Here is a 23462-nt window from a genome sequence, read left to right on the forward strand (position 1 = left end):
GTTTTACCGTGGTCAACGTGGCCGATCGTGCCGATATTGACGTGCGGTTTGGTGCGTTCAAACTTTGCCTTTGCCATAGTGTTGGCTCCTTTTGGTCTTTCTCAATGGTGTATGCGCAGCACACACCCAACGATTTGGGTCGGCGCGCGGTTTCCCACGCGCCGATTTCCTTAAGCGAACTTGGCCTGAATCTCGTCCGAGATGTTCTGCGGCACGGGTTCGTAGTGGTCGAACTGCATGGTGAAGTTCGCACGACCCGACGACATCGACCGCAGGGTGTTGATGTAGCCGAACATGTTGGCCAGCGGCACGAAGGCGTCGATCGCGATGGCGTTGCCGCGCGTATCTTGACCCTGCACCTGGCCCCGACGGGATGTCAGGTCACCGATGATGCCACCGGTGTATTCTTCCGGTGTCACAACTTCGACCTTCATGATCGGTTCCAGAAGCTTCGCACCGGCTTTCTTCATACCTTCGCGCATCGCCATACGGGCGGCGATTTCGAAGGCCAGAACGCTGGAGTCCACGTCGTGGAACTTACCGTCGATCAGGGCCACTTTGAAGTCGATGACCGGGAAGCCCGCCAGCGGACCGGAGTCCAGAACCGACTTGATACCCTTTTCCACGCCCGGGATGTATTCCTTGGGAATGGCACCACCGACGATGCGGCTCTCGAAGGAGTAACCTTCGCCCGGCTCGGTCGGCGTCAGGATCATCTTGACCTCACCAAACTGACCCGAACCACCCGACTGTTTCTTGTGGGTGTAGGTGATTTCGGCCTCTTTCGAGATCGTCTCACGATAGGCCACCTGCGGCGCACCGATGTTCGCCTCGACCTTGAACTCGCGCTTCAGACGGTCGACGAGGATGTCGAGGTGAAGTTCGCCCATGCCCTTCATGATGGTCTGACCGGATTCCAGATCGGTCTCGACGCGGAAAGAGGGGTCTTCGGCGGCCAGACGGGCCAGACCTGCAGACATCTTTTCCTGGTCGGCCTTGGTTTTCGGCTCGACCGCGATCTCGATCACCGGATCGGGGAAGGTCATGGTTTCGAGGACGACCGGATCGTTCTGCGCGCAGAGCGTGTCACCGGTGGTGGTGTCCTTGAGACCCGCCAGCGCGATGATGTCGCCCGCGAAGGCCTCTTCGATTTCCTCGCGGTTGTTGGAGTGCATCATCATCATACGACCGACGCGCTCTTTCTTACCCTTGGTCGAGTTCAGAAGCGTGTCGCCCTTGCGCAGAACGCCCGAGTAGATGCGGGTGAAGGTCAGCGAGCCGACGAAGGGGTCGTTCATGATTTTGAACGCCAGACCCGAGAAGGCCATGTCGTCATCCGCGCGGCGCGGGATGTTGCGGGTCTCGGTCTCGTCGCCCGGCTTGAAGCCCATGTAGTCGACAACGTCCAGCGGGCTGGGCAGATAGTCGATCACGGCGTTCAAGAGCGGCTGAACACCTTTGTTCTTGAAGGCGGAACCACAAAGAACGGGGATGAACTTGATCGCCAGCGTGCCCTTGCGGATCAGCTTGCGCAGGGTCTCGACGTCGGGCTCTGCGCCGTCCATCAGGTAGTTTTCCATCGCCTCATCGTCCATCTCGACCGCGGTCTCGATGAGCTTGGCACGCCATTCGTCGGCGGTCTCTTTCAGGCTGTCACGGATCTCGCGCTGTTCCCAAGCGGCACCAAGGTCTTCACCGGCCCAGACCCATTCCTTCATGGTCACGAGGTCGACGATGCCTTCCAGCTCGTTCTCGGCACCGATCGGGATCTGGATCGGCGCAGGCGTGGCGCCTGTACGGTCCTTGATCATGTGCACGCAGTTGAAGAAGTCCGCGCCGATCTTGTCCATCTTGTTGACGAAGACGATGCGCGGCACCTTGTAGCGGTCAGCCTGACGCCACACGGTTTCGGTCTGCGGCTCAACACCGGCGTTGGCGTCGAGAACGGCAACCGCGCCGTCGAGAACGGCCAGCGAACGCTCAACTTCGATGGTGAAGTCGACGTGGCCGGGGGTGTCGATGATGTTCATCCGGTACTTGGTGTCGGATGTCGCATCGGCTGTGGGCTCTTCCTGACGCTGCCAGAAAGTGGTGGTCGCGGCGGAGGTGATGGTGATGCCGCGCTCTTGTTCCTGCTCCATCCAGTCCATGGTTGCGGCGCCGTCATGCACCTCACCGATGTTGTGGCTTTTGCCGGTGTAGAACAGGATGCGTTCGGAACAAGTGGTTTTACCGGCATCGATGTGAGCCATGATGCCGAAGTTGCGGTAGCGTTGGAGCGGATAGTCGCGTGCCATGGGGCTGCTTCCTCGAAAATATCAGTACGAACGGATCGCGCCCGAAACCGGGCGCGACGTTGAGATTACCAGCGGTAGTGGCTGAACGCTTTGTTCGCGTCGGCCATCTTGTGCGTATCTTCGCGCTTTTTAACAGCGGTACCACGGGACTGCACAGCGTCCAGCAGTTCGCCGGCAAGGCGTTCTTCCATGGTGTTTTCGTTCCGCGCACGGGCGGCTTTGATCAACCAGCGGATCGCCAGCGCCTGACGACGCTCGGGGCGCACTTCGACCGGCACCTGATAGGTGGCACCACCCACACGGCGCGAGCGGACTTCGACGGAGGGCTGGATGTTTTCCAGCGCTTCGTGGAACACTTCGATCGGCGCGCGCTTGATCTTGTCTTCGACGCGGGTCATCGCGTTGTAGACGATACGCTCGGCTACGGATTTCTTGCCGTCGATCATCAGGTTGTTCATGAATTTGGTGAGAACCAGATCGCCGTATTTGGCGTCTGGCAGGACTTCGCGTTTTTCAGCGGCGTGGCGGCGTGACATGTCAGTGTCTTCCTCTTGGCGGGTGATGGGGCATGGCCCCACCGAACATCGGGTGGATCGGCGGGGGCGGCCCCCACCGGTGCGAGATTACTTCGGACGCTTCGCGCCGTACTTCGAACGACGCTGCTTACGGTCTTTCACGCCCTGCGTATCGAGAACACCGCGCAGGATGTGGTAACGCACACCCGGAAGGTCTTTTACACGACCGCCGCGGATCAGAACCACGGAGTGCTCCTGAAGGTTGTGGCTCTCACCCGGGATGTAGGAGATGACTTCGAACCCGTTGGTCAGGCGCACTTTGGCAACCTTACGCATCGCCGAGTTTGGCTTTTTCGGTGTGGTGGTGTACACGCGTGTGCAGACGCCGCGCTTTTGCGGGCACTCCTGCAGGTGCATGGATTTCGAACGTTTGACTTTCGGCTGCCGCGGCTTGCGGATCAGCTGTTGGATCGTTGGCATTCCGGTTATATCCCCGTATCGCTCAGATTGTGTACACGGGGGATCCCCCATGCGGCTAATTTCGGTTACTTCATGCGTCCACAAAGCAAAATGACCGCAACGTTCCCGTACCGAGGAAAACGACGCGGTGGGTTAACAGAGGATCGGGCCAGTAGTAGGCCGGATCGTGACCACTTCAGTTATGAATTCGGACTGGCAGAGCGGCCTCCACCTCCGAGATAGCGGGCGTATAGAGCGTTGCGCGGGGGCTGTCAACAGGTGGGCCCAGAAGGGGGCGCAGAGGTTTGCCGGGCGATGGCGTAGCGCCTGCGGCTTGGTTCCGGGCCCGGGTCGCACATTCCACACTTGCCACGCCCCTGCCTCGCTCGCCATAGTCCGGAGAACGACAGAAGGAAATCCCCATGCAAGCGATCGGCCTCTGCCGCTTTTCCTATCCGGCCTTGGGCGGTTTTCAGGTCGGACATGAGACCCCCGAGGAACGCATTGCCTACCTCTATGACGAAGCGCGTTTGGAAGAGCGCTTTCGCCTGCTCGAAACCGTCGCCCTGCCCTGTTTGAAGGCGCAGACAGACCCCGATTTCTCCATGGTGTTCGTGATTGGAGATCAGTTTCCCACCCAACACGCCCGACGCCTCGAATCGCTTTTGGCCGGCCTCCCCCAAGCGGTGATCCATCGTGAGCCGCCCCGGAACCACCGCGAGGTGATGAAGGAGGTTTTGAACGCCGCGCGGATCAACCCGGCCGAGCCCTGCCTGCAATTTCGCTATGACGACGATGACGCGGTGTCGGTCGACTTCATCGCCCGGCTGCGCCAAACGGTCGCGCAAAGCGCGGGGCTGCTGAAAGGCCAACGCTCCGTCGCCTTTGACTGGCCCAAGGGCTATATCGCGGAATTCGGCCCGCAGGGCATTCGCGCCGCCGAAGTGTACCGCCCGCTCAACGTCGCCGCGCTGGCGATGTATGTGAAGGGGGGCAGCCCGGTCACCATCATGAACTTCGCCCATGAGAAACTGCCGCGCTTCATGCCCTGCGTCAGCCTGCCCGATGCGGCGATGTTCGTGCGCAGCCACAACGGCTCGAACGATTCGCGGCAGGGGCTTGCGCGGCATGTGGAGGTGGCCCCGCTGGATGCCGAAGGCGAAGCGCTGTTTCAGGAGCGTTTCGCCATCGACCAAGCTCAGGTGCGGCGCGTCTTTTCGGCCTGAACTCTCAACTTTCGTTCGCGGTAGAGGGTGAAGACCCCCGTGGCCACCACGATCCCCGCGCCGATCAGGGTCAAGACCCCCGGCCAGTCGCCAAAGACGACCCAGCCCAGCAAGAGCGCCCAAAGCAGGCCGGTGTAGCGAAACGGCGCGATAAAGCCGATATCGCCTACCCGCATCACTTGGATCGAAAAGAAATAGCCGCCCAGCACAAAGACGCCTGAGCCGCCGATCAGCGCCGCGACCGAGGGCGTCACCGGGGCCCAAGGCGCGCTCAGCGACGCCAAGCCCGCCGCCGTCATCACCGACAGGGCGGTCACCAAGGTCACGGTCATCGAGGGCACCGCCGGTGACAGGGCGCGGGTCGACAGGTCACGGACCGTCACGCAAAGCACGGCGATCAGCACGTAGATCGACCAGATGTTGAACCCTTCCGCCCCCGGCTTGACGATCAACAACACGCCGCAGAAACCGATGCCGATGGCCACCAACCGTCGCCAGCCCACGGCCTGCCGGAACACCAGCGCCGCCGCCAGTGTCACCGAAAGCGGCACGGCCTGAAGGATGGCGGTGACATTCGCCAAGGGCATGTTGAACAACGCGGTGAGAAAGAAATAAGCCGCCGCGATCTCGGCCACCGAACGCAGGCCGATGACCTTCCAGTCCCGCGCTTGAAGCCGGAAATCGATCCGTCCAAGCTGCCGACTGAGGGCCAAGATCAGCACCGAGGTTGTCACCCCCCGCAGAAACAACAGCTGAAACAGGGGCAGCGCCCCGTCGGTCATTTTGAGCAGCGTGTCGTTAAACGTGAAACAGGCCATCGAGGCGATCATCAGCAGCGCGCCGATGGTATTGGGGGACATGAAAGCGCTCCGGGAAAAATGGTGCGGCTTATACCGGTGCCGCCCCCGAATGACTGGCAGCGGCTACGGGGGCTGTCAAGAACGGCGGCCCGCGCCGCAGACCAGCGCGCTCTACTGGTTCGAGGCTTGTGCCACCGGCTGCTGCCGGTTGGCCAGCAGAGTGCGGACCGTGCTGCGCAGCAATCCCGGATCGACCGGCTTTTGCATCACCGTCGCCGCCAGATCGCGGAAGGCGTCATAGACTTCAAGATCGCGGGTGCGCCCGCTGAGAAAGATGATCGGCGTCCCGGCAATGGCCGGATTCTCGCCAAACCGATGGGCCAGTTCCAAGCCGCCCATATCCGGCATGGAAATATCGCTGATGATCAGGTCAGGCTTGAGATCATCGACCACCGCCAGCGCGTCGCGGGCGTTCAGGCAGGAGACGAAGCTCAGCGACCTGTCGTCGGAAAAGATCATCTTGACCAGTTCCAGAACGATCGGGTCGTCGTCGATATGTAGAATGCGGAACGTCATCAAAGCACCTTACGACGGTTAAGCTTTTGCAAACCTATTCCGACTATGTGGCGGATGTAAGGCTTTGTTGTCAGAAACCAGTCCCCCGGGGCGGTGTGTGGCCGCGGCATTCGCCCACCCCATTAAAAAGCCCCCGCAGCGTCACTGCGGGGGCTTTCGTTTTTCACGGATGCGCTGCGATCAATCGCGGCTCTCGTCGTCACCGACCGGCGTATTGAACACATCGCCACCGACGATGTCGTCATCTACAGAGGCTTCCGGCGCGGCCAGACGGGCGGCGGCTTCGGCCTCTTCGCGGCGCGCTTCGATCACGACATTGTCGCGGTCTGTCGCCACTTTGCGCATCGCCTGCGTCGCGCCACCGGTCCCGGCGGGGATCAGACGGCCCACGATGACGTTCTCTTTCAGACCGACCAGCTTGTCCCGCTTGCCCTGAACCGAAGCTTCGGTCAGCACGCGCGTGGTTTCCTGGAACGAGGCCGCCGAGATGAAGCTGCGGGTTTGCAGCGACGCCTTGGTGATGCCCAGCAGGATCGGTTCGCCCTTGGCAGGACGGCCACCCTTCTTCAACGCCTTCTCGTTGGCGGTGTCGAATTCCTGCTTGTCGACGTGTTCACCCTTCAACAGCGTGGTGTCGCCGCTTTCTTGGATTTCCCACTTCTGCAGCATCTGACGAACGATGACTTCGATGTGTTTGTCGTTAATCTTCACACCTTGCAGGCGGTAAACGTCTTGCACCTCGTCAATCATATACTCGGCCAGAGCCTCGACGCCCATGATCGCGAGGATGTCGTGCGGCGCGGGGTTGCCGTCCATGATGTAGTCGCCCTTCTGCACGAAGTCGCCTTCGGCCACGGGGATGTGTTTCCCCTTGGGCACCATGTACTCAACCTTCACGTCCGGATCATCCGCGCTTTCGATCGCGATGCGACGCTTGTTCTTGTAGTCCTTGCCGAAGCGGACGTAGCCGTTGATTTCCGCGATGATGGCGTGATCCTTGGGGCGACGTGCCTCAAAGAGTTCGGCCACACGCGGCAGACCACCGGTAATGTCCTTGGTCTTGGCACCTTCGCGCGGGATACGCGCAATGATGTCACCGGCCTGCACCTGCGTGTGGTCTTCGACAGAGAGAACCGCATCGACCGACATCGGATAGGTCACCGGGTTGCCCGCATCGTTGCGGACCGGTTCGCCATCTTCACCCACCAAGATGATCTCGGGCTTGAGCTCGTTGCCCTTGGGGGCCGCGCGCCAGTCGATCACGATCTTCTGGGTCATGCCGGTGGCTTCGTCGGTGTCTTCCTTGACCGCGATGCCCGAGACCAGGTCGACGTATTTGGTCGTACCGGGCTTCTCGGCGATGATCGGCAGGGTGTAGGGATCCCATTCGAACAGCTTGTCACCGCGCGCCACGTCGTCGCCTTCTTTGACGTGCAGCTTGGTGCCATAGCCGATCTTGTGGCTGGCCCGCTCCTCGCCATTCTCATCGACGATCAACAGCTTCATGTTCCGGCCCATGACGAGCACTTCACCGGCGCTGTTCTCAAGCGTCTGCGCGTTCTCGAAAGCGACCTTGCCGGACTGGCTGGCCTCGAGGAAGGACTGCTGACCACCCTGCGCAACACCGCCGATGTGGAAGGTCCGCATCGTCAGCTGTGTACCGGGTTCACCAATCGACTGGGCCGCGATGATGCCGACAGCCTCACCTTGGTTGACCAGCGTGCCGCGTGCGAGGTCACGGCCATAGCACATGGCGCAGACACCCTCTTCGGCATCACAGGTCAGCGGGCTGCGGATCCGTGCGGACTGCACGCCCGCCTCGTCGATGGCATCCGACATGCGCTCGTCGATCAGCGTGCCTGCGGGCACCAGAACATCCTCGGTGCCGGGCACCAGAATGTCATCCGCCGCAACACGGCCCAGCAGACGCTCGGCCAGCGAAGAGACAACTTCACCGTCGTTGACAGCCGCTTCGGCGGTGATCGCGGTTTCGGTGCCGCAGTCATGCTCACGCACGATGCAGTCCTGCGCCACGTCCACCAGACGGCGTGTCAGGTAACCGGAGTTCGCCGTTTTCAGAGCGGTATCCGACAGACCTTTCCGCGCACCGTGGGTCGAGTTGAAGTACTCGAGAACGGTCAGACCTTCTTTAAAGTTCGAGATGATCGGCGTCTCGATGATGTCGCCGTTCGGCTTCGCCATCAGGCCGCGCATCCCGCCCAGCTGTTTCATCTGCGTGACCGAGCCCCGGGCTCCGGAGTGGGCCATCATGTAAACCGAGTTCGGCTCTTTCTCGGAACCGTCCTCGTGATGGGTCACGGCAGAGATGGAGCCCATCATCGCCTCGGTCACCTTGTCGTTACACTTCGACCATGCATCGACGACTTTGTTGTACTTTTCGCCCTGAGTGATCAGGCCGTCCATATACTGCTGTTCAAAGTCCTTAACCTGCTCGCGGGTCTCTTCGACCAGCGGCCATTTGGTGTCGGGGATCAACATGTCGTCTTTGCCGAAGGAGATGCCCGCTTTGAAAGCTTCGCGGAAACCCATGGTCATGATCTGGTCACAGAAGATGACCGATTCTTTCTGACCGCAGTAACGGTAGACAGTGTCGATGACCTGCTGCACTTCTTTCTTGCGCAGCAGACGGTTGACCAGATCGAACGGCGCTTTGGCGTTCAGCGGCAGAAGCGCACCAAGACGGATACGACCGGGGGTCGTGTCAAAGCGCATCATCACTTCGTTGCCTTCGGCGTCGATCTGCTTGATCCGTGCCTTGATCTTCGAGTGCAGGTGAACCGCACCGGCGTCGAGGGCATGCTGCACCTCGTCGACGGAGCCGAAGACCATGCCTTCGCCAACCATGCCTTCACGCTCAAGGGTCGTGTAGTAGAGACCCAAGATCATATCCTGCGACGGCACGATGATCGGCGCGCCGTTGGCGGGCGACAGGACGTTGTTCGTGGACATCATCAGAACACGCGCTTCCAACTGGGCTTCCAGCGAGAGCGGGACGTGAACGGCCATCTGGTCACCGTCGAAGTCGGCGTTGAAGGCCGAGCAAACCAGCGGGTGCAGCTGGATCGCCTTGCCTTCGATCAGCACGGGCTCGAAGGCCTGAATGCCCAGACGGTGAAGCGTCGGCGCGCGGTTGAGCATGACAGGGTGTTCACGGATCACCTCATCAAGAATGTCCCAAACCTCGGGGCGCTCCTTCTCGACCAGCTTCTTGGCCTGCTTCACGGTAGAGGACAGCCCTTTGGCCTCCAGACGCGAGTAGATGAACGGCTTGAACAGTTCGAGCGCCATCTTCTTGGGCAGACCACATTGGTGCAGCTTCAGTTCCGGGCCGGTCACGATAACCGAACGGCCCGAGAAGTCGACACGCTTACCCAAAAGGTTCTGACGGAAGCGGCCCTGCTTGCCTTTCAGCATGTCCGACAGCGACTTCAGCGGGCGCTTGTTGGCACCGGTGATGACGCGGCCACGGCGGCCGTTGTCGAAGAGCGCGTCGACGGACTCCTGCAGCATCCGCTTTTCGTTGCGCACGATGATGTCCGGTGCGCGCAGCTCGATCAGGCGCTTGAGGCGGTTGTTCCGGTTGATCACGCGGCGATAGAGGTCGTTGAGGTCCGAGGTCGCAAACCGGCCACCATCGAGCGGCACCAGCGGGCGCAGTTCTGGCGGGATGACCGGGATCACGGTCATGACCATCCACTCCGGACGGTTGCCGGATTCGAGGAAGCTCTCGACCACTTTCAGACGCTTGATGATCTTTTTGGGCTTCAGCTCGCCTGTCGCCTCTTTCAGATCGGCGCGCAGGTTTTCGGCTTCAGCTTCAAGATCGATGGCGGCCAGCATCTCGCGGATCGCCTCGGCGCCGATATTGGCGGTGAAGGCGTCCATGCCATAGGCGTCTTGCGCGTCCATGTATTCTTCTTCGGTCATCATCTGACCGTATTGAAGATCGGTGAGGCCCGGCTCGATCACCACGTAGTTTTCGAAGTAGAGCACGCGCTCCAGATCACGCAAGGTCATGTCCAGCATCAGGCCGATGCGCGAGGGCAGCGACTTGAGGAACCAGATATGCGCCACCGGCGAGGCCAGTTCGATGTGGCCCATGCGCTCACGGCGGACCTTTTGCAGCGTGACTTCCACACCGCATTTTTCGCAGACGACGCCGCGATACTTCATGCGCTTATATTTGCCGCAGAGGCATTCGTAATCCTTGATCGGGCCGAAGATACGCGCGCAGAACAGGCCGTCACGCTCGGGCTTGAAGGTGCGGTAGTTGATGGTTTCCGGCTTCTTGATCTCACCGAAGGACCAGCTCAGAATCCGCTCGGGCGAGGCCAGAGAGACCTTGATTTCGTCAAACGCTTTTTGCGGCGTCAGCGGGTTGAACGGGTTGTTTGTCAGTTCCTGGTTCATTTTCAAATCCTTGAAAGGGGTGCGTTGGGAGCGAGGGGTGCCGTTTTCTTTGAAAGAAAACGGCCCGGAATTTTTAAAAAATTCCGTCTATGCCTCACTCATCCTCCTCCGCATCCAGGAGTTCCATATTCAGGCCGAGGCCGCGCACTTCCTTGACGAGAACGTTAAAGCTCTCAGGAATGCCCGCTTCGAAGTTGTCCTCGCCCTTGACGATGCTTTCATAGACCTTGGTCCGGCCCGCGACGTCATCCGACTTGACGGTCAGCATTTCCTGCAGGGTGTAGGCGGCACCATAGGCTTCCAGAGCCCAGACCTCCATCTCCCCGAAGCGCTGGCCACCGAACTGTGCCTTACCACCCAGCGGCTGCTGTGTGACGAGGCTGTACGGCCCGGTCGAACGCGCGTGGATCTTGTCGTCCACCAAGTGGTGCAGCTTCAACAGGTACTTGACGCCGACGGTCACCGGGCGGGCGAACTGCTCGCCGGTGCGGCCATCGAAAAGCACCGACTGACCGGAGGTGTCGAACCCGGCCCGCTTGAGGCTGTCGTTCACGTCTGCTTCCTTGGCGCCGTCGAAGACCGGTGTGGCGATCGGCACGCCGCGGCGGACGTTCTCGGCCGCTTCCAGCAGCGTGTCCTCGTCCATGCCGGTAATGCCTTCTTCGTAGACATCCTCGCCATAGGCCAGCTGCATCGCCTCGCGCACCGGCGTCAGGTCGCCCGAGCGGCGGTATTCCTGGAGCGCCTCGTCGACGTTCAGGCCCAGACCGCGTGCGGCCCACCCCATATGCGTCTCAAGGATCTGACCGACGTTCATCCGCGATGGCACGCCGAGCGGGTTGAGGCAGAAGTCGACTGGGGTACCGTCGGCAAGGAACGGCATGTCCTCCATCGGCACCACTTTCGAGATCACACCCTTGTTCCCGTGACGGCCGGCCATCTTGTCGCCCGGCTGCAGCTTGCGCTTCACCGCGACGAAGACTTTAACCATCTTCATCACACCCGGCGGCAGGTCGTCGCCACGGCGGACCTTCTCGACCTTGTCCTCGAAACGTGCATCCAAGGTCCGTTTCTGGATCTCGTACTGCTCGTTCAGGGCCTCGACGATCTTGGCGTCATCCTCGTCCTCGAGGGCCAGCTGCCACCATTGACCGCGGGTCAGGGTTTCCAGCAGTTCCTCGGTGATCTGGCTGTTTGCCTTGACACCTTTCGGACCTTTGACGGCGACCTTGCCGAGGATCATGTCCTTGAGGCGCGCGTAGATGTTGCGGTCGAGGATCGCGAGCTCGTCGTCCCGGTCACGGGCCAGACGTTCGACTTCCTCACGCTCGATCTGCAGCGCACGCTCGTCTTTCTCGACACCGTGACGGTTGAAGACGCGGACCTCGACGACGGTGCCAAAGTCGCCCGGCTTCACCCGCAGCGAGGTGTCGCGCACGTCCGAGGCCTTCTCACCGAAGATGGCGCGCAGAAGCTTCTCTTCCGGCGTCATCGGGCTTTCGCCCTTGGGCGTGATCTTACCGACAAGAATGTCGCCCGGCTCCACGTCCGCACCGATGTAGACGATGCCCGCCTCGTCGAGGTTGCGCAGGGCTTCCTCGCCGACGTTCGGAATGTCGCGGGTGATCTCTTCCGGCCCGAGCTTGGTGTCACGCGCGGCGACTTCGAATTCCTCGATGTGGATCGAGGTGAAGACGTCGTCGCGGGAAATCCGCTCGGAGATCAGGATCGAGTCCTCGTAGTTGTAGCCGTTCCACGGCATGAAGGCGACGACGACGTTCTTGCCGAGCGCCAGTTCCCCCATGTCGGTCGACGGACCGTCCGCGATGACTTGGCCCTTGGTGACCTTCTCGCCCACTTTCACCAGCGGACGCTGGTTGATGCAGGTGTTCTGGTTCGACCGCTGGAACTTGCGCATACGGTAGATGTCCACGCCCGCGTCGCCCAGTTCGAGGTCTTCGGTGGCCCGGATCACGATACGCGACGCATCGACCTGGTCGATGATGCCAGCGCGACGTGCGGTGTAGGCCGCCCCGGAATCGCGTGCCACAACTTCTTCGATGCCGGTGCCGACAAGCGGTGCCTCGGCTTGCAGAAGCGGTACGGCCTGACGCTGCATGTTCGACCCCATCAGAGCGCGGTTGGCGTCGTCGTTCTCAAGGAAGGGGATCAGCGAGGCGGCGACCGAGACCAACTGCTTCGGGGAGACGTCGATCAGGTCCACGTTCTCGGTCGGCGCCAGCGTGTAGTCGCCGGACTGACGGGTCGAGACCATCTCGTTCACGAACTTCATGTTCTCGTCGAGGTTGGCGTTCGCCTGCGCCACGGTGTGACGCATTTCCTCGGTCGCGGACATGTAGTGCACCTCGTCGGTGACCTTGCTGTCCTTCACAACGCGGTAGGGCGTTTCGATGAAGCCATATTTGTTCACGCGGGCAAAGGTGGCCAGCGAGTTGATCAGACCGATGTTCGGACCTTCCGGCGTTTCAATCGGGCACATCCGGCCATAGTGGGTCGGGTGCACGTCGCGGACTTCGAAGCCCGCACGCTCGCGGGTCAGACCGCCCGGCCCAAGCGCCGAGAGACGACGCTTGTGCGTCACCTCCGACAGCGGGTTGGTTTGGTCCATGAACTGCGACAGCTGGCTGGAGCCGAAGAACTCGCGCACCGCAGCCGCGGCGGGCTTGGCGTTGATCAGGTCCTGCGGCATCACGGTGTCGATCTCAACCGAGGACATACGCTCCTTGATCGCGCGCTCCATGCGCAGCAGACCGACGCGGTACTGGTTTTCCATCAGCTCGCCGACCGAGCGCACCCGGCGGTTACCGAGGTGGTCAATGTCGTCGATGTCGCCGCGGCCGTCGCGCAGGTCCACCAGCGCCTTGATACAGGCGACGATGTCGTCACGGTCCAGCGTGCGCTGCGTGTCGGGCTTGTTGAGCGCCAGACGCATGTTCATTTTCACGCGGCCCACGGCCGAAAGGTCGTAGCGCTCGGAATCGAAGAACAGCGTGTCGAAGAGCGCCGAGGCGGCCTCGACGGTGGGCGGCTCGCCCGGGCGCATGACGCGGTAGATGTCCATGAGCGCGGTGTCGCGGTTCATGTTCTTGTCCTGCGCCATGGTGTTGCGCATGTAGGGGCCGACGTTGACGTTGTCGATGTCGAGCAGCGGAATCTCGGTAATGCCCGCGTCGATCAGCTCCTTCGCGGTGCCGCCGATCAGCGTGCCGTCCTTGTCGTATTCCAGCGTCAGCTCGTCACCGGCCTCGACGTAGATCGCGCCGGTTTCCTCGTTGATGATGTCACGCGCGACGAACTTGCCGACAATGTGGTCGAAGGGCAGCAGCAGTTCCTTGACCTTGCCTTCGTCCAAGAGCTTCTTGACTGCGCGGGGAGTGACCTTCTTGCCGGCCTCGAAGAGGATCTCGCCGGTGTTGGCGTCGATCAGATCATAGGTCGGACGGGTGCCGCGCACACGGTCGGGGAAGAAGGGCGCAACCCAACCCTTGGACTTCTCCAGCTTGTAGGTGACGGTGTTGTAATAGGCATTCATGATGCCTTCCTGGTCGAGGCCCAAGGCATAGAGCAGGGTCGTCACCGGCAGCTTGCGGCGGCGGTCGATGCGGGCATAGACGATGTCCTTGGCGTCAAACTCGAAGTCCAGCCAGGAGCCGCGGTAGGGAATGATGCGGCAGGCGAACAGAAGCTTGCCCGAGGAGTGGGTCTTGCCCTTGTCGTGGTCAAAGAACACGCCGGGGCTACGGTGCATTTGGGAGACGATCACACGCTCGGTGCCGTTGACGACGAAGGTGCCGTTCGGGGTCATCAGGGGCATGTCGCCCATGAAGACGTCCTGCTCTTTGATGTCCTTGACGGATTTGGCGCCGGTGTCCTCGTCCACATCGAACACGATGAGGCGCAGGGTCACTTTCAGCGGCGCGCTGTAGGTCATGTCGCGCTGCTGGCATTCCTCGACGTCGTACTTGGGCTTTTCCAGCTCGTATTTGACGTATTCGAGAACCGAAGTCTCGTTGAAGTCCTTGATCGGGAAGACCGATTGGAAAACGCCCGTGATCCCCTCACCGTCGGTGGGGGTCTCGGCGTCGCCGGAATTCAGGAACAAATCATAGGAGGATTTCTGAACCTCGATGAGGTTCGGCATCTCCAGCACTTCGCGGATCTTGCCGTAATATTTACGCAGACGTTTCTGGCCAAGGAAGGATTGTGCCATGTGTCGTGTCACCTTTCGTGTCTCTCGCCGAGCGCATCAACCACCGGGGCCGTGGTGCGCGCCCATAAGAGCGGAAAATCCGGGTCAATTCTTGGAATGCGTCCCACTGCACCCCTTCCGACCTTGGACCTCTCCAGAGAAATGCTCCGCTCTGGGGAACATTCGTCAAAACAGGTCAGGCTGGACAGGAAAATTCCCGTCCAGCCCTTGTTCATGCGTGGTGCGTGAGAACACGCACCTCTGGCTTAGGCCAGCTCGACTTCGGCGCCAGCTGCTTCCAGCTTGCCTTTGATGTCTTCGGCTTCGGCTTTGTCGACGCCTTCTTTGATCTTGCCACCGGACTCGACCAGGTCTTTGGCTTCTTTCAGGCCCAGGCCTGTGATGCCGCGGACTTCCTTGATCACGTTGATCTTGGATGCGCCGGCGTTCTTCAGAACGACGTCGAATTCAGTCTTTTCTTCTTCGGCAGCGCCACCTTCAGCAGGGCCGGCCATCATCACTGCGCCGCCAGCGGCGGGCTCGATGCCGTACTCGTCTTTCAGGATGGTTTTCAGTTCTTGTGCTTCAAGCAGGGTCAGACCAACGATGTCTTCTGCCAGTTTTTTCAGATCAGCCATGTTTAGCTCTTTCCGTTACGATATGTGTGTTCCAACGCGCGTGTTCAACCCGTGCGCCAGTTTGACGATTTGCCTTACGCAGCCGCCTTGTCCTCGATGGTGGACAAGATGGATGCGATGTTGCTTGCAGGTGCGCCAATGGCCCCGGCGATGTTCGAAGCAGGTGCGCCAAGCATGCCTGCGATGGAGGAGATAAGCTCCTCGCGCGAAGGCATTTTCGACACGGCTTCGACACCGGCGGCGTCCAACGCGTTCTCACCCATTGCACCACCGAGGATCACCAGCTTGGGGTTTTCCTTGGCGAAGTCCTGAGCAACCTTGGCCGCGGCCACAGGATCCTCAGAATAGGTCAGAACGGTCATACCCGTCAGAAGGTCAGCAATGCTTGCGCATGGCTTGCCCTCAAGGGCGATCTTGGCGAGCCTGTTTTTGGCAACACGCACGGCCCCACCGGCTGCGCGTGCGCGCGCCCGAAGGTCCTGCATTTCGGCAACTGTCAAACCGACGTAGTGGCTAACCACAACGACGCCAGAGCTTTCAAAGATTTGGCCGAGTTCGTCGACCAACTGTTCTTTTTGTGCTCTATCCACAGTTTCACTCCAAATTTGGGGGTTGCCCCCCGGCTCAGTTCAGGATGCGGTCTTCTGCATCCCATTCGGGTCCAATGTCAGGGTCCCGGCCAAAACCGCCCGAAGGCAGGAATTTCCGGTTTCCCATCTCAGGAAGGAATTATTCAGGCCGTGGCCCAAACCCTCCGTCTCGGACAGACGCGAGAACCGATCTTCTGGTCCTTGCGTATCTGGCGACCTAAGCCGCCAAATCTCGGGTCGTAAGGTGGGAGGCTGGCCCCCACCCGACGGGATCACTCGGCAGTCGCGTTCTCGACAGCGACCGACACGCCCGGGCCCATTGTGGAGCTCAGGTTGATCTTTTTCATGTAGGTGCCTTTGGCACCGGCAGGCTTGGCTTTGGACACGGCGCCGACGAAGGCACGGATGTTCTCAACCAGCTTGGCTTCGTCGAAGGACAGTTTGCCAACGCCTGCGTGGACGACACCGCCCTTTTCGGCTTTGAACTGCACTTCGCCACCCTTGGCCGCTTTCACGGCGTCGGCGACGTCCATGGTCACGGTGCCGACCTTGGGGTTCGGCATCAGGTTGCGGGGGCCCAGAACCTTACCCAGACGGCCAACGATCGGCATCATGTCGGGTGTCGCGATGCAACGATCGAAGTCGATCTTGCCGGACTGCACGGTTTCCATCAGGTCTTCTGCGCCAACGATATCTGCGCCCGCCTTTTCGGCTTCTTCAGCTTTCGCGCCACGGGCGAAGACAGCAACGCGCATGGTTTTGCCGGTGCCGTTGGGCAGGCCGACAACACCGCGGACCATCTGGTCAGCGTGGCGCGGGTCAACACCGAGGTTCATCGCGATCTCGATGGTTTCATCGAACTTCGCGGTGGCGTTCGATTTGATGAGGCTTACCGCTTCTTCAACGGTGATCTCTTCTTTGCCAGCAAAAGCTTCACGGGCGGCGCGGGTGCGTTTTCCAATTTTAGCCATCTTACTTCACCTCGATGCCCATGGACTTCGCGGAGCCCAGGATGATTTTCATCGCCGCTTCCACGTCGTTCGCGGACAGGTCGGCGGCTTTTGCTTCTGCGATCTCACGCAGCTGCTTGGTGGTCACGGTGCCGACAGTCTCACGGCTCGGCGTTTTTGCACCGGAGTTCACCTTGGCAGCTTTCTTCAGGTAGTAGGACGCCGGGGGCGTCTTGATGTCCATAGTGAAGGACTTGTCCTGATAGTAGCTGATCACGGTGGGGCACGGTGCGCCCGGCTCCATGTCTGCGGTCTTGGCGTTGAACGCCTTGCAAAATTCCATGATGTTGATGCCGCGCTGACCGAGGGCGGGACCCACGGGCGGGGACGGGTTTGCTTGACCCGCTTTAACTTGCAACTTCATCGTACCGACGAGTTTCTTGGCCATTGGCCTTCTCCTTTCAACACCCTTGGGGCGCGCCCCGCGGGTTCTTCGTTGCGTGGTCCGGGCCGAGGCGCCGCGGCGTCCTTCCCTCCCACAATGACCGGCGCCCTCAGGTGCCGGGATGGCGGGGGCGCCCCCCGCCGCACACTCAGACCTGCTTGTTGACCTGAGTGAATTCCAATTCGACCGGTGTCTCCCGGCCAAAGATCGAGACCGAAACCTTGAGACGCTGGTTCTCGTCGTCGACCTCTTCGATCATGCCGTCGAAATCCTCGAACGGGCCATCGGCGACTTTTACTTTCTCACCAACCTCGAAGTGGATCAGCGTGCGCGGCGCTTCTTCGCCTTCCTGCACGCGACCCAGGATCGCCTGAACCTCGGCATCGCGCATCGGCATCGGGCGCCCCTGCGGGCCAAGGAAGCCAGTGACGCGGTTGATCGAGTTGATCAGGTGGTAGCCCGCGTCGGACATTTCCATATGCACCAGCACATAGCCGGGCATGAAGCGACGCTCGGTCGTCACCTTCTTACCGCGCCGGACCTCGATCACCTCTTCGGTGGGCACCAGCACCTCGTCGATCTGGTCTTCAAGTTCCTGCTCGGCCACGGACGCGCGGATCTGCTCGGCGATCTTCTTTTCGAAGTTCGACAGGACACTGACCGAATACCACCGTTTTGCCATCTGAACTCTGGTCCCTGTCTTGCCATGCGGGCTGCCCCGGCATGAAATTCGTCAATCAACACGGGGGTCAAGCCCCGCAACATCTGAACAAAAAATCGGCGCGCAACTCGAATCGCCGCACGCCCTTTTCAGGTCAGGTCTGCGCAATAGCCCGCGCAGACGCAGGTTTCAAGGGTGTAAAGATAAAATCACCCATGCGGGCGGTGCTTAGCCGAACATCCCGAGAATCTGCTGCAAGCCGCCGCGGATCAGGATGTCGACAATCGCAAAGAAAACAGCTGTCAGCGCGGCAAGGATAAAGACCATCACCGTGGTCAGCATCACTTCGCGCTTTGTCGGCCAAACAACCTTTGCGACTTCGGTGCGAACCTGCTGGATGAACTGAAGCGGATTGGTGGTGGCCATGACATCTTTCCCTGTTGCCCGATTGGGCGGATGTAACGGGTCCGCCCCCTAGTTTCAAGACGTCTTCGCGCGCGCGTCAGGCTTCCGGGTCACGCAGACGATCGAACCGGCGATCAAGCGCCGCGTCGTGCCGCGCCTCAGCCGCTGCCATCTCGCCAAAATCGGGAAGATACAACCCATCGACGGTGCCTTCGGGGAATCGGTCGAGCACGGCGTCCCATTTCATCGCAAGGGCATCCAACCGCGCATGAAGCATTGCCGCACGCTCAGGCCGCCGCGCGGCATACCAGCGCCCTAGCGCCATCGCCCGCTGCCAGAACCCATCGTACCCAAGGGCGAGGAAGGCCCCCAACACGATAAACACGGTAGCGAATAGCACCCCGAAAACCAAGCCGGGCCGTAACACCACGGCGAGAGCCAGAAGGCTGAGGATCACCGCCCGCGCCGGCGGACGTTTCGCCCGAAGCTTACGCCGGCGTGGTTTGCGGGCTTCGACTTCTACGGCTTCCGCCTCGGGCAAGTCCGGAAAAGCCACGCGTCCCAACCGCCGAGGAGCCACCGAAGGCTTCTCTGCCCCCGAACCGGCGCGGGGGTCGGTAGCACTCTCCGCATCCGCCATGACGTTCTTAATCGCTGACATTGCGGCGGGATCCAGCTTGGGGGAAACAGGGACAACGTTATCAATGGGGGGCATCCTATAAATCTCTCTACGCAGTTGCGGCAGAGTTACCGCTCCATTGCGCCAAGCGCAGGGCGGAAAGTAGACAGTTATTGGGCACACCCCCCTTCAACACAAAACCGCCGCAGCTATGAGCTGCGGCGGTTCTGTTATCCTGATCATCGTAGAGAGATACTGTAGTCTAGGAACTTATTAGGTTTGGCGATGACCTACTCTCCCACGTCTTAAGACGCAGTACCATCGGCGCTACGGCACTTAACGGCTGGGTTCGGGATGGGACCAGGTGTTTTGCTCGCGCTATGATCACCAAACCGAATAAATTCCTAGAGGTGCGCTGCTGCGGAGAGCGGCGGCGGGAGGCGGGAGGCGGGGTATCCGAAGGATGTCCGTTCCCGCTCCGTCTTCGCTGGAGCGCGATCCTGTCCAAGTCAGTACGACTGATTGTATGTGTATGCTTTTGATCTGTAAGCAGTCTTGCTTCTACTGGATCAAATCAAGCCTATCGAGCAATTAGTACCAGTCAACTGAACGTGTTACCACGCTTACATCTCTGGCCTATCGACGTGGTGGTCTACCACGGCTCTCAGGGATACCTTGTTTTGAGGGGGGCTTCCCGCTTAGATGCCTTCAGCGGTTATCCTGTCCGATCATAGCTACCCAGCACTGCAATTGGCATTACAACTGGTCCACCAGTGGATCGTTCACCCCGGTCCTCTCGTACTAGGGGCAACTCCTCTCAAGTATCCTACACCCACGGAAGATAGGGACCGAACTGTCTCACGACGTTCTAAACCCAGCTCACGTACCTCTTTAAACGGCGAACAGCCGTACCCTTGGGACCTGCTCCAGCCCCAGGATGAGATGAGCCGACATCGAGGTGCCAAACACTGCCGTCGATATGGACTCTTGGGCAGTATCAGCCTGTTATCCCCGGCGTACCTTTTATCCGTTGAGCGATGGCCCTCCCACTTGGGACCACCGGATCACTATGGCCGTCTTTCGACTCTGCTCGACTTGTCAGTCTCGCAGTCAGGCTGGCTTCTGCCATTGCACTCAACGAGCGATTTCCGACCGCTCTGAGCCAACCTTCGCGCGCCTCCGTTACGATTTAGGAGGCGACCGCCCCAGTCAAACTACCCGCCACACAGGGTCCCGGAACCGGATAACGGTCCGCGGTTAGACATCAAGCAGAACAAGGGTGGTATCTCAAGGGAGGCTCCACCGAGACTGGCGTCTCGGTTTCAAAGCCCACCACCTATCCTGCACATGTTCGGCCTAATGCCAGTGTGAAGCTGTAGTAAAGGTGCACGGGGTCTTTCCGTCTAACCGCGGGTAACCGGCATCTTGACCGGTAATTCAATTTCGCTGAGTCTATGTTGGAGACAGCGGGGAAGTCGTTACGCCATTCGTGCAGGTCGGAACTTACCCGACAAGGAATTTCGCTACCTTAGGACCGTTATAGTTACGGCCGCCGTTTACCTGGGCTTCAATTCAGAGCTCTCACCCCTCCTTTTAACCTTCAGGCACCGGGCAGGCGTCAGACCCTATACGTCGTCTTGCGACTTCGCAGAGCCCTGTGTTTTTAATAAACAGTCGCCACCCCCTGGTTTGTGCCCCCAGCCCCTAGTTGCCTAGGAACCGGGCCTCCTTCTCGCGAACTTACGGAGGTATTTTGCCGAGTTCCTTCAACATAGTTCTCTCAAGCGCCTTGGTATTCTCTACCTGTCCACCTGTGTCGGTTTAGGGTACGATCTGATGATGGAGCTATTTCCAGGGACCTCTAAGCCGCCCATTCAATCCGATAAGGATGAACGACCCTCGAGATCCGTCACTTCCATCTGGCCCAGGAATATTAACCTGGTTCCCATCGACTACGCCTTTCGGCCTCGCCTTAGGGGTCGGCTTACCCTGCTCAGATTAGCTTTAAGCAGGAACCCTTGGACTTTCGGCGAGAGTGTCTCTCACACTCTTTGTCGCTACTCATGTCATCATTCTCACTAGTGATCTCTCCACCGGATCGCTCACGCGCCGGCTTCACAGAAAGCTCCGCGTCTCCAATGCCCCGAAGGGCTAAGGAGACATGGAACTATGTCACACTACGCTCTGCTACCATGCAATAAATGCATCCTCGGCTTCGGCTCATGGCTTGAGCCCCGTTACATCTTCGCCGCAAGACAACTTATTTAGACCAGTGAGCTGTTACGCTATCTTTAAAGGATGGCTGCTTCTAAGCCAACCTCCTGGTTGTTTTGGTCGTCTCACCTGCTTTCCCACTTAGCCATGAATTAGGGGCCTTAGCCGGAGGTCAGGGTTGTTTCCCTCTCCACGACGGACGTTAGCATTCGCCGTGTGTCTGCCATCTAGTACTTCTCGGTATTCGGAGTTTGGTTAGGATCAGTAAGCCTGTGGGGCCCCATTACCCATCCAGTGCTCTACCCCCGAGGGTATTCGGATGACGCTCTACCTAAATAGATTTCGCAGAGAACCAGCTATCTCCGAGTTTGATTGGCCTTTCACCCCTAGGCACAGCTCATCCCGATCTTTTTCAACAGATGTGGGTTCGGTCCTCCAATAAGTGTTACCTTATCTTCAACCTGGCCATGCCTAGATCACTCGGTTTCGGGTCTGATCCCACGAACTCGACGCCCTATTAAGACTCGCTTTCGCTGCGCCTACACCTAACGGCTTAAGCTTGCTCGTGAGACCAAGTCGATGACCCATTATACAAAAGGTACGCTGTCACATCGCAAGGATGCTCCAACTGATTGTAGGCGTTCGGTTTCAGGTACTGTTTCACTCCCCTCGTCGGGGTGCTTTTCACCTTTCCCTCACGGTACTGGTTCACTATCGGTCAGTAAGGAGTACTTAGCCTTCGAAGGTGGTCCTCCGATCTTCAGACAGGATTTCACGTGTCCCGCCCTACTTAATACGTCCAATCATGCTTCTTATACGGGACTGTCACCCACTTTGGTTGCGCATTCCAACGCATTCTAATCACACTCATGGCTCGGCTGGTCCCCGTTCGCTCGCCGCTACTGGGGGAGTATCAATTGATTTCCTTTCCTCCGGGTACTTAGATGTTTCAGTTCCCCGGGTTTGCCTTTTTAAGCCTATATATTCAGCCTAAAAATACCTGGTCTTGCTCATTATTAACTGCGCCGCTGCCTGCCCCAGTGCCGATCCGAAGGATCGGTGTACCGACCAAAGGTCGGCGCGGAGCGGACATTGCGAAGCAATAATAACAAACAATCAGGTGGGTTGCCCCATTCAGAAATCCATGGATCAAAGCTTATTCTCAGCTCCCCATGGCTTATCGCAGAGTATCACGTCTTTCATCGCCTCTTACTGCCAAGGCATTCACCAAACGCCCTTTTCGCGCTTGATTTGATCCAGAAAAAGCAAGACTGAGCGCCTCGCGCAAAGATCAGAAGCTGGTAAGAAACTGACCCTCTTATTCTGCATCAAAAGCATACTTTCCCGCCCAGACTTGGTCTGGACATGGGCGCCTCGCGGCGCCCGGGTTAGTGTACTTGACTTGGACGACATATCGATTTCGGCCGGGATACCCGGATGAAGACGAGGAAGCATCTTCAGCAGGCCTTCCCCGAAAGGGAACCGACCGAGGCCATCAGCTCACGCGCTGCGACCAATATGTCGTTAGTATCTCTCTTTACGATGTCAATTCGTCTGCGGACAGACGATCAAACACACTGTATGTGCTTGATGATATGTCCGAATGTCACCCTGGTTAGGGGTGGTGGGTCGAGGAGGACTTGAACCTCCGACCTCACGCTTATCAGGCGTGCGCTCTAACCACCTGAGCTACCGACCCAGAGATTTTGCCGTAGGCAAAACTCGTCGTTCCGGCAGGGCATTCCGAAGGAATGGCCCGATAGGAACCAGCCCTTAGTGGTTGAGGTTAAGGGCCTTAAATGCTGCCCTTCTCGCACATCCTTCGGATATGCTGCCAGGGCTACGCTCGTCCGCTTCGCGGCCAAGCTTGGTGGAGCCTAGGAGGATCGAACTCCTGACCTCCTGAATGCAAATCAGGCGCTCTCCCAGCTGAGCTAAGGCCCCAAACTATTGAGACCCACGCGTTCAGCGCAGGACCTATTTCTGAAGAGATATGAGGACGGCTCGGTTCTATATATTGACCGGCTTTGTTTGCCGATCTGCTAAGTGCTCCACGAGATTGGCAAGCCAATCTGGCTAGGAACATCCTTAGAAAGGAGGTGATCCAGCCGCAGGTTCCCCTACGGCTACCTTGTTACGACTTCACCCCAGTCGCTGATCCTACCGTGGTCCGCTGCCCCCAAAAGGTTAGCGCACGGCCGTCGGGTAGAACCAACTCCCATGGTGTGACGGGCGGTGTGTACAAGGCCCGGGAACGTATTCACCGTGGCATGCTGTTCCACGATTACTAGCGATTCCGACTTCATGGGGTCGAGTTGCAGACCCCAATCCGAACTGAGACAGCTTTTGGGGATTAACCCATTGTCACTGCCATTGTAGCACGTGTGTAGCCCAACCCGTAAGGGCCATGAGGACTTGACGTCATC

General features: G+C 59.4%; 15 protein-coding genes, 2 tRNA genes and 3 rRNA genes. 1 reads left to right on the forward strand and 19 read right to left on the reverse strand.

Annotation, left to right across the window (positions count from 1 at the left end):
- Window positions 1-170: 170 nt before the first annotated feature.
- The 3 genes from fusA to rpsL form a co-directional block, all read right to left on the reverse strand.
- Window positions 171-2297 (reverse strand): elongation factor G, encoded by a 2127-nt coding sequence (gene fusA / locus ACGYK7_RS17400; RefSeq protein ID WP_394403694.1) that lies wholly within the window; start codon window positions 2295-2297, stop codon window positions 171-173.
- A gap of 65 nt (window positions 2298-2362) precedes the next feature.
- Entirely contained in the window at window positions 2363-2833 is a 471-nt protein-coding gene (rpsG, locus tag ACGYK7_RS17405) for a 30S ribosomal protein S7 (RefSeq protein ID WP_067267956.1), read from the reverse strand.
- A gap of 87 nt (window positions 2834-2920) precedes the next feature.
- Window positions 2921-3292, reverse strand: coding sequence for a 30S ribosomal protein S12 (gene rpsL, locus ACGYK7_RS17410; protein ID WP_007118826.1), 372 nt, complete (start codon window positions 3290-3292; stop codon window positions 2921-2923).
- A 401-nt stretch (window positions 3293-3693) separates the two neighbouring features.
- On the opposite strand from rpsL, the gene ACGYK7_RS17415 reads away from it, so the two are divergent.
- On the forward strand, window positions 3694-4497 hold the full coding sequence (locus ACGYK7_RS17415) for a putative rhamnosyl transferase (RefSeq protein WP_394403695.1): 804 nt from the start codon (window positions 3694-3696) through the stop codon (window positions 4495-4497).
- Here ACGYK7_RS17415 and ACGYK7_RS17420 read toward each other — a convergent pair.
- From ACGYK7_RS17420 to ACGYK7_RS17495, 16 genes are all read right to left on the reverse strand, one after another.
- Window positions 4470-5357 carry a DMT family transporter gene (locus ACGYK7_RS17420; RefSeq protein WP_394403696.1) on the reverse strand — a complete coding sequence of 296 codons (888 nt, stop codon included), beginning with the start codon at window positions 5355-5357 and terminating at the stop codon, window positions 4470-4472. The genes ACGYK7_RS17415 and ACGYK7_RS17420 overlap by 28 nt on opposite strands.
- Window positions 5358-5468: 111 nt before the next feature.
- The gene (locus tag ACGYK7_RS17425) at window positions 5469-5873 is read right to left on the reverse strand and encodes a two-component system response regulator (RefSeq protein ID WP_394403697.1); all 405 of its coding nucleotides are present in this window, start codon (window positions 5871-5873) and stop codon (window positions 5469-5471) included.
- Window positions 5874-6053: 180 nt separating this feature from the next.
- The gene (rpoC, locus tag ACGYK7_RS17430) at window positions 6054-10304 is read right to left on the reverse strand and encodes a DNA-directed RNA polymerase subunit beta' (protein WP_394403698.1); all 4251 of its coding nucleotides are present in this window, start codon (window positions 10302-10304) and stop codon (window positions 6054-6056) included.
- Window positions 10305-10398: 94 nt separating this feature from the next.
- Complete coding sequence (gene rpoB, locus ACGYK7_RS17435) at window positions 10399-14535, reverse strand: DNA-directed RNA polymerase subunit beta (protein WP_394403699.1); 4137 nt, start codon at window positions 14533-14535, stop codon at window positions 10399-10401.
- Window positions 14536-14780: 245 nt separating this feature from the next.
- Window positions 14781-15152 carry a 50S ribosomal protein L7/L12 gene (rplL, locus tag ACGYK7_RS17440; RefSeq protein WP_394403700.1) on the reverse strand — a complete coding sequence of 124 codons (372 nt, stop codon included), beginning with the start codon at window positions 15150-15152 and terminating at the stop codon, window positions 14781-14783.
- A gap of 74 nt (window positions 15153-15226) precedes the next feature.
- Window positions 15227-15742, reverse strand: coding sequence for a 50S ribosomal protein L10 (gene rplJ, locus ACGYK7_RS17445; protein WP_394403701.1), 516 nt, complete (start codon window positions 15740-15742; stop codon window positions 15227-15229).
- 272 nt (window positions 15743-16014) lie between these two features.
- Window positions 16015-16713 (reverse strand): 50S ribosomal protein L1, encoded by a 699-nt coding sequence (rplA, locus tag ACGYK7_RS17450; RefSeq protein ID WP_394403702.1) that lies wholly within the window; start codon window positions 16711-16713, stop codon window positions 16015-16017.
- A gap of 1 nt (window position 16714) precedes the next feature.
- Window positions 16715-17140, reverse strand: coding sequence for a 50S ribosomal protein L11 (gene rplK, locus ACGYK7_RS17455; protein ID WP_067267940.1), 426 nt, complete (start codon window positions 17138-17140; stop codon window positions 16715-16717).
- Window positions 17141-17285: 145 nt separating this feature from the next.
- Window positions 17286-17819, reverse strand: a complete 534-nt coding sequence (gene nusG / locus ACGYK7_RS17460; RefSeq protein WP_067264099.1) for a transcription termination/antitermination protein NusG — start codon at window positions 17817-17819, stop codon at window positions 17286-17288.
- Window positions 17820-18026: 207 nt separating this feature from the next.
- A complete protein-coding gene (gene secE, locus ACGYK7_RS17465) occupies window positions 18027-18224 on the reverse strand; it encodes a preprotein translocase subunit SecE (protein WP_007118815.1) in 198 nt (65 codons plus the stop codon).
- Window positions 18225-18300: 76 nt separating this feature from the next.
- A complete protein-coding gene (locus ACGYK7_RS17470) occupies window positions 18301-18864 on the reverse strand; it encodes a hypothetical protein (protein WP_394403703.1) in 564 nt (187 codons plus the stop codon).
- Window positions 18865-19099: 235 nt separating this feature from the next.
- Window positions 19100-19214, reverse strand: a 5S ribosomal RNA gene (gene rrf, locus ACGYK7_RS17475).
- 178 nt (window positions 19215-19392) lie between these two features.
- A 23S ribosomal RNA gene (locus tag ACGYK7_RS17480) occupies window positions 19393-22288 on the reverse strand.
- A 370-nt stretch (window positions 22289-22658) separates the two neighbouring features.
- Window positions 22659-22735 (reverse strand) — tRNA-Ile (locus ACGYK7_RS17485).
- 169 nt (window positions 22736-22904) lie between these two features.
- Window positions 22905-22980 (reverse strand) — tRNA-Ala (locus ACGYK7_RS17490).
- 148 nt (window positions 22981-23128) lie between these two features.
- Window positions 23129-23462 (reverse strand): 16S ribosomal RNA (locus tag ACGYK7_RS17495); the annotation flags it as partial.

Origin of the sequence: Sulfitobacter sp. 1A15299 (genome assembly GCF_043556915.1) — a bacterium.
Taxonomy (GTDB): Bacteria; Pseudomonadota; Alphaproteobacteria; order Rhodobacterales; family Rhodobacteraceae; genus Sulfitobacter.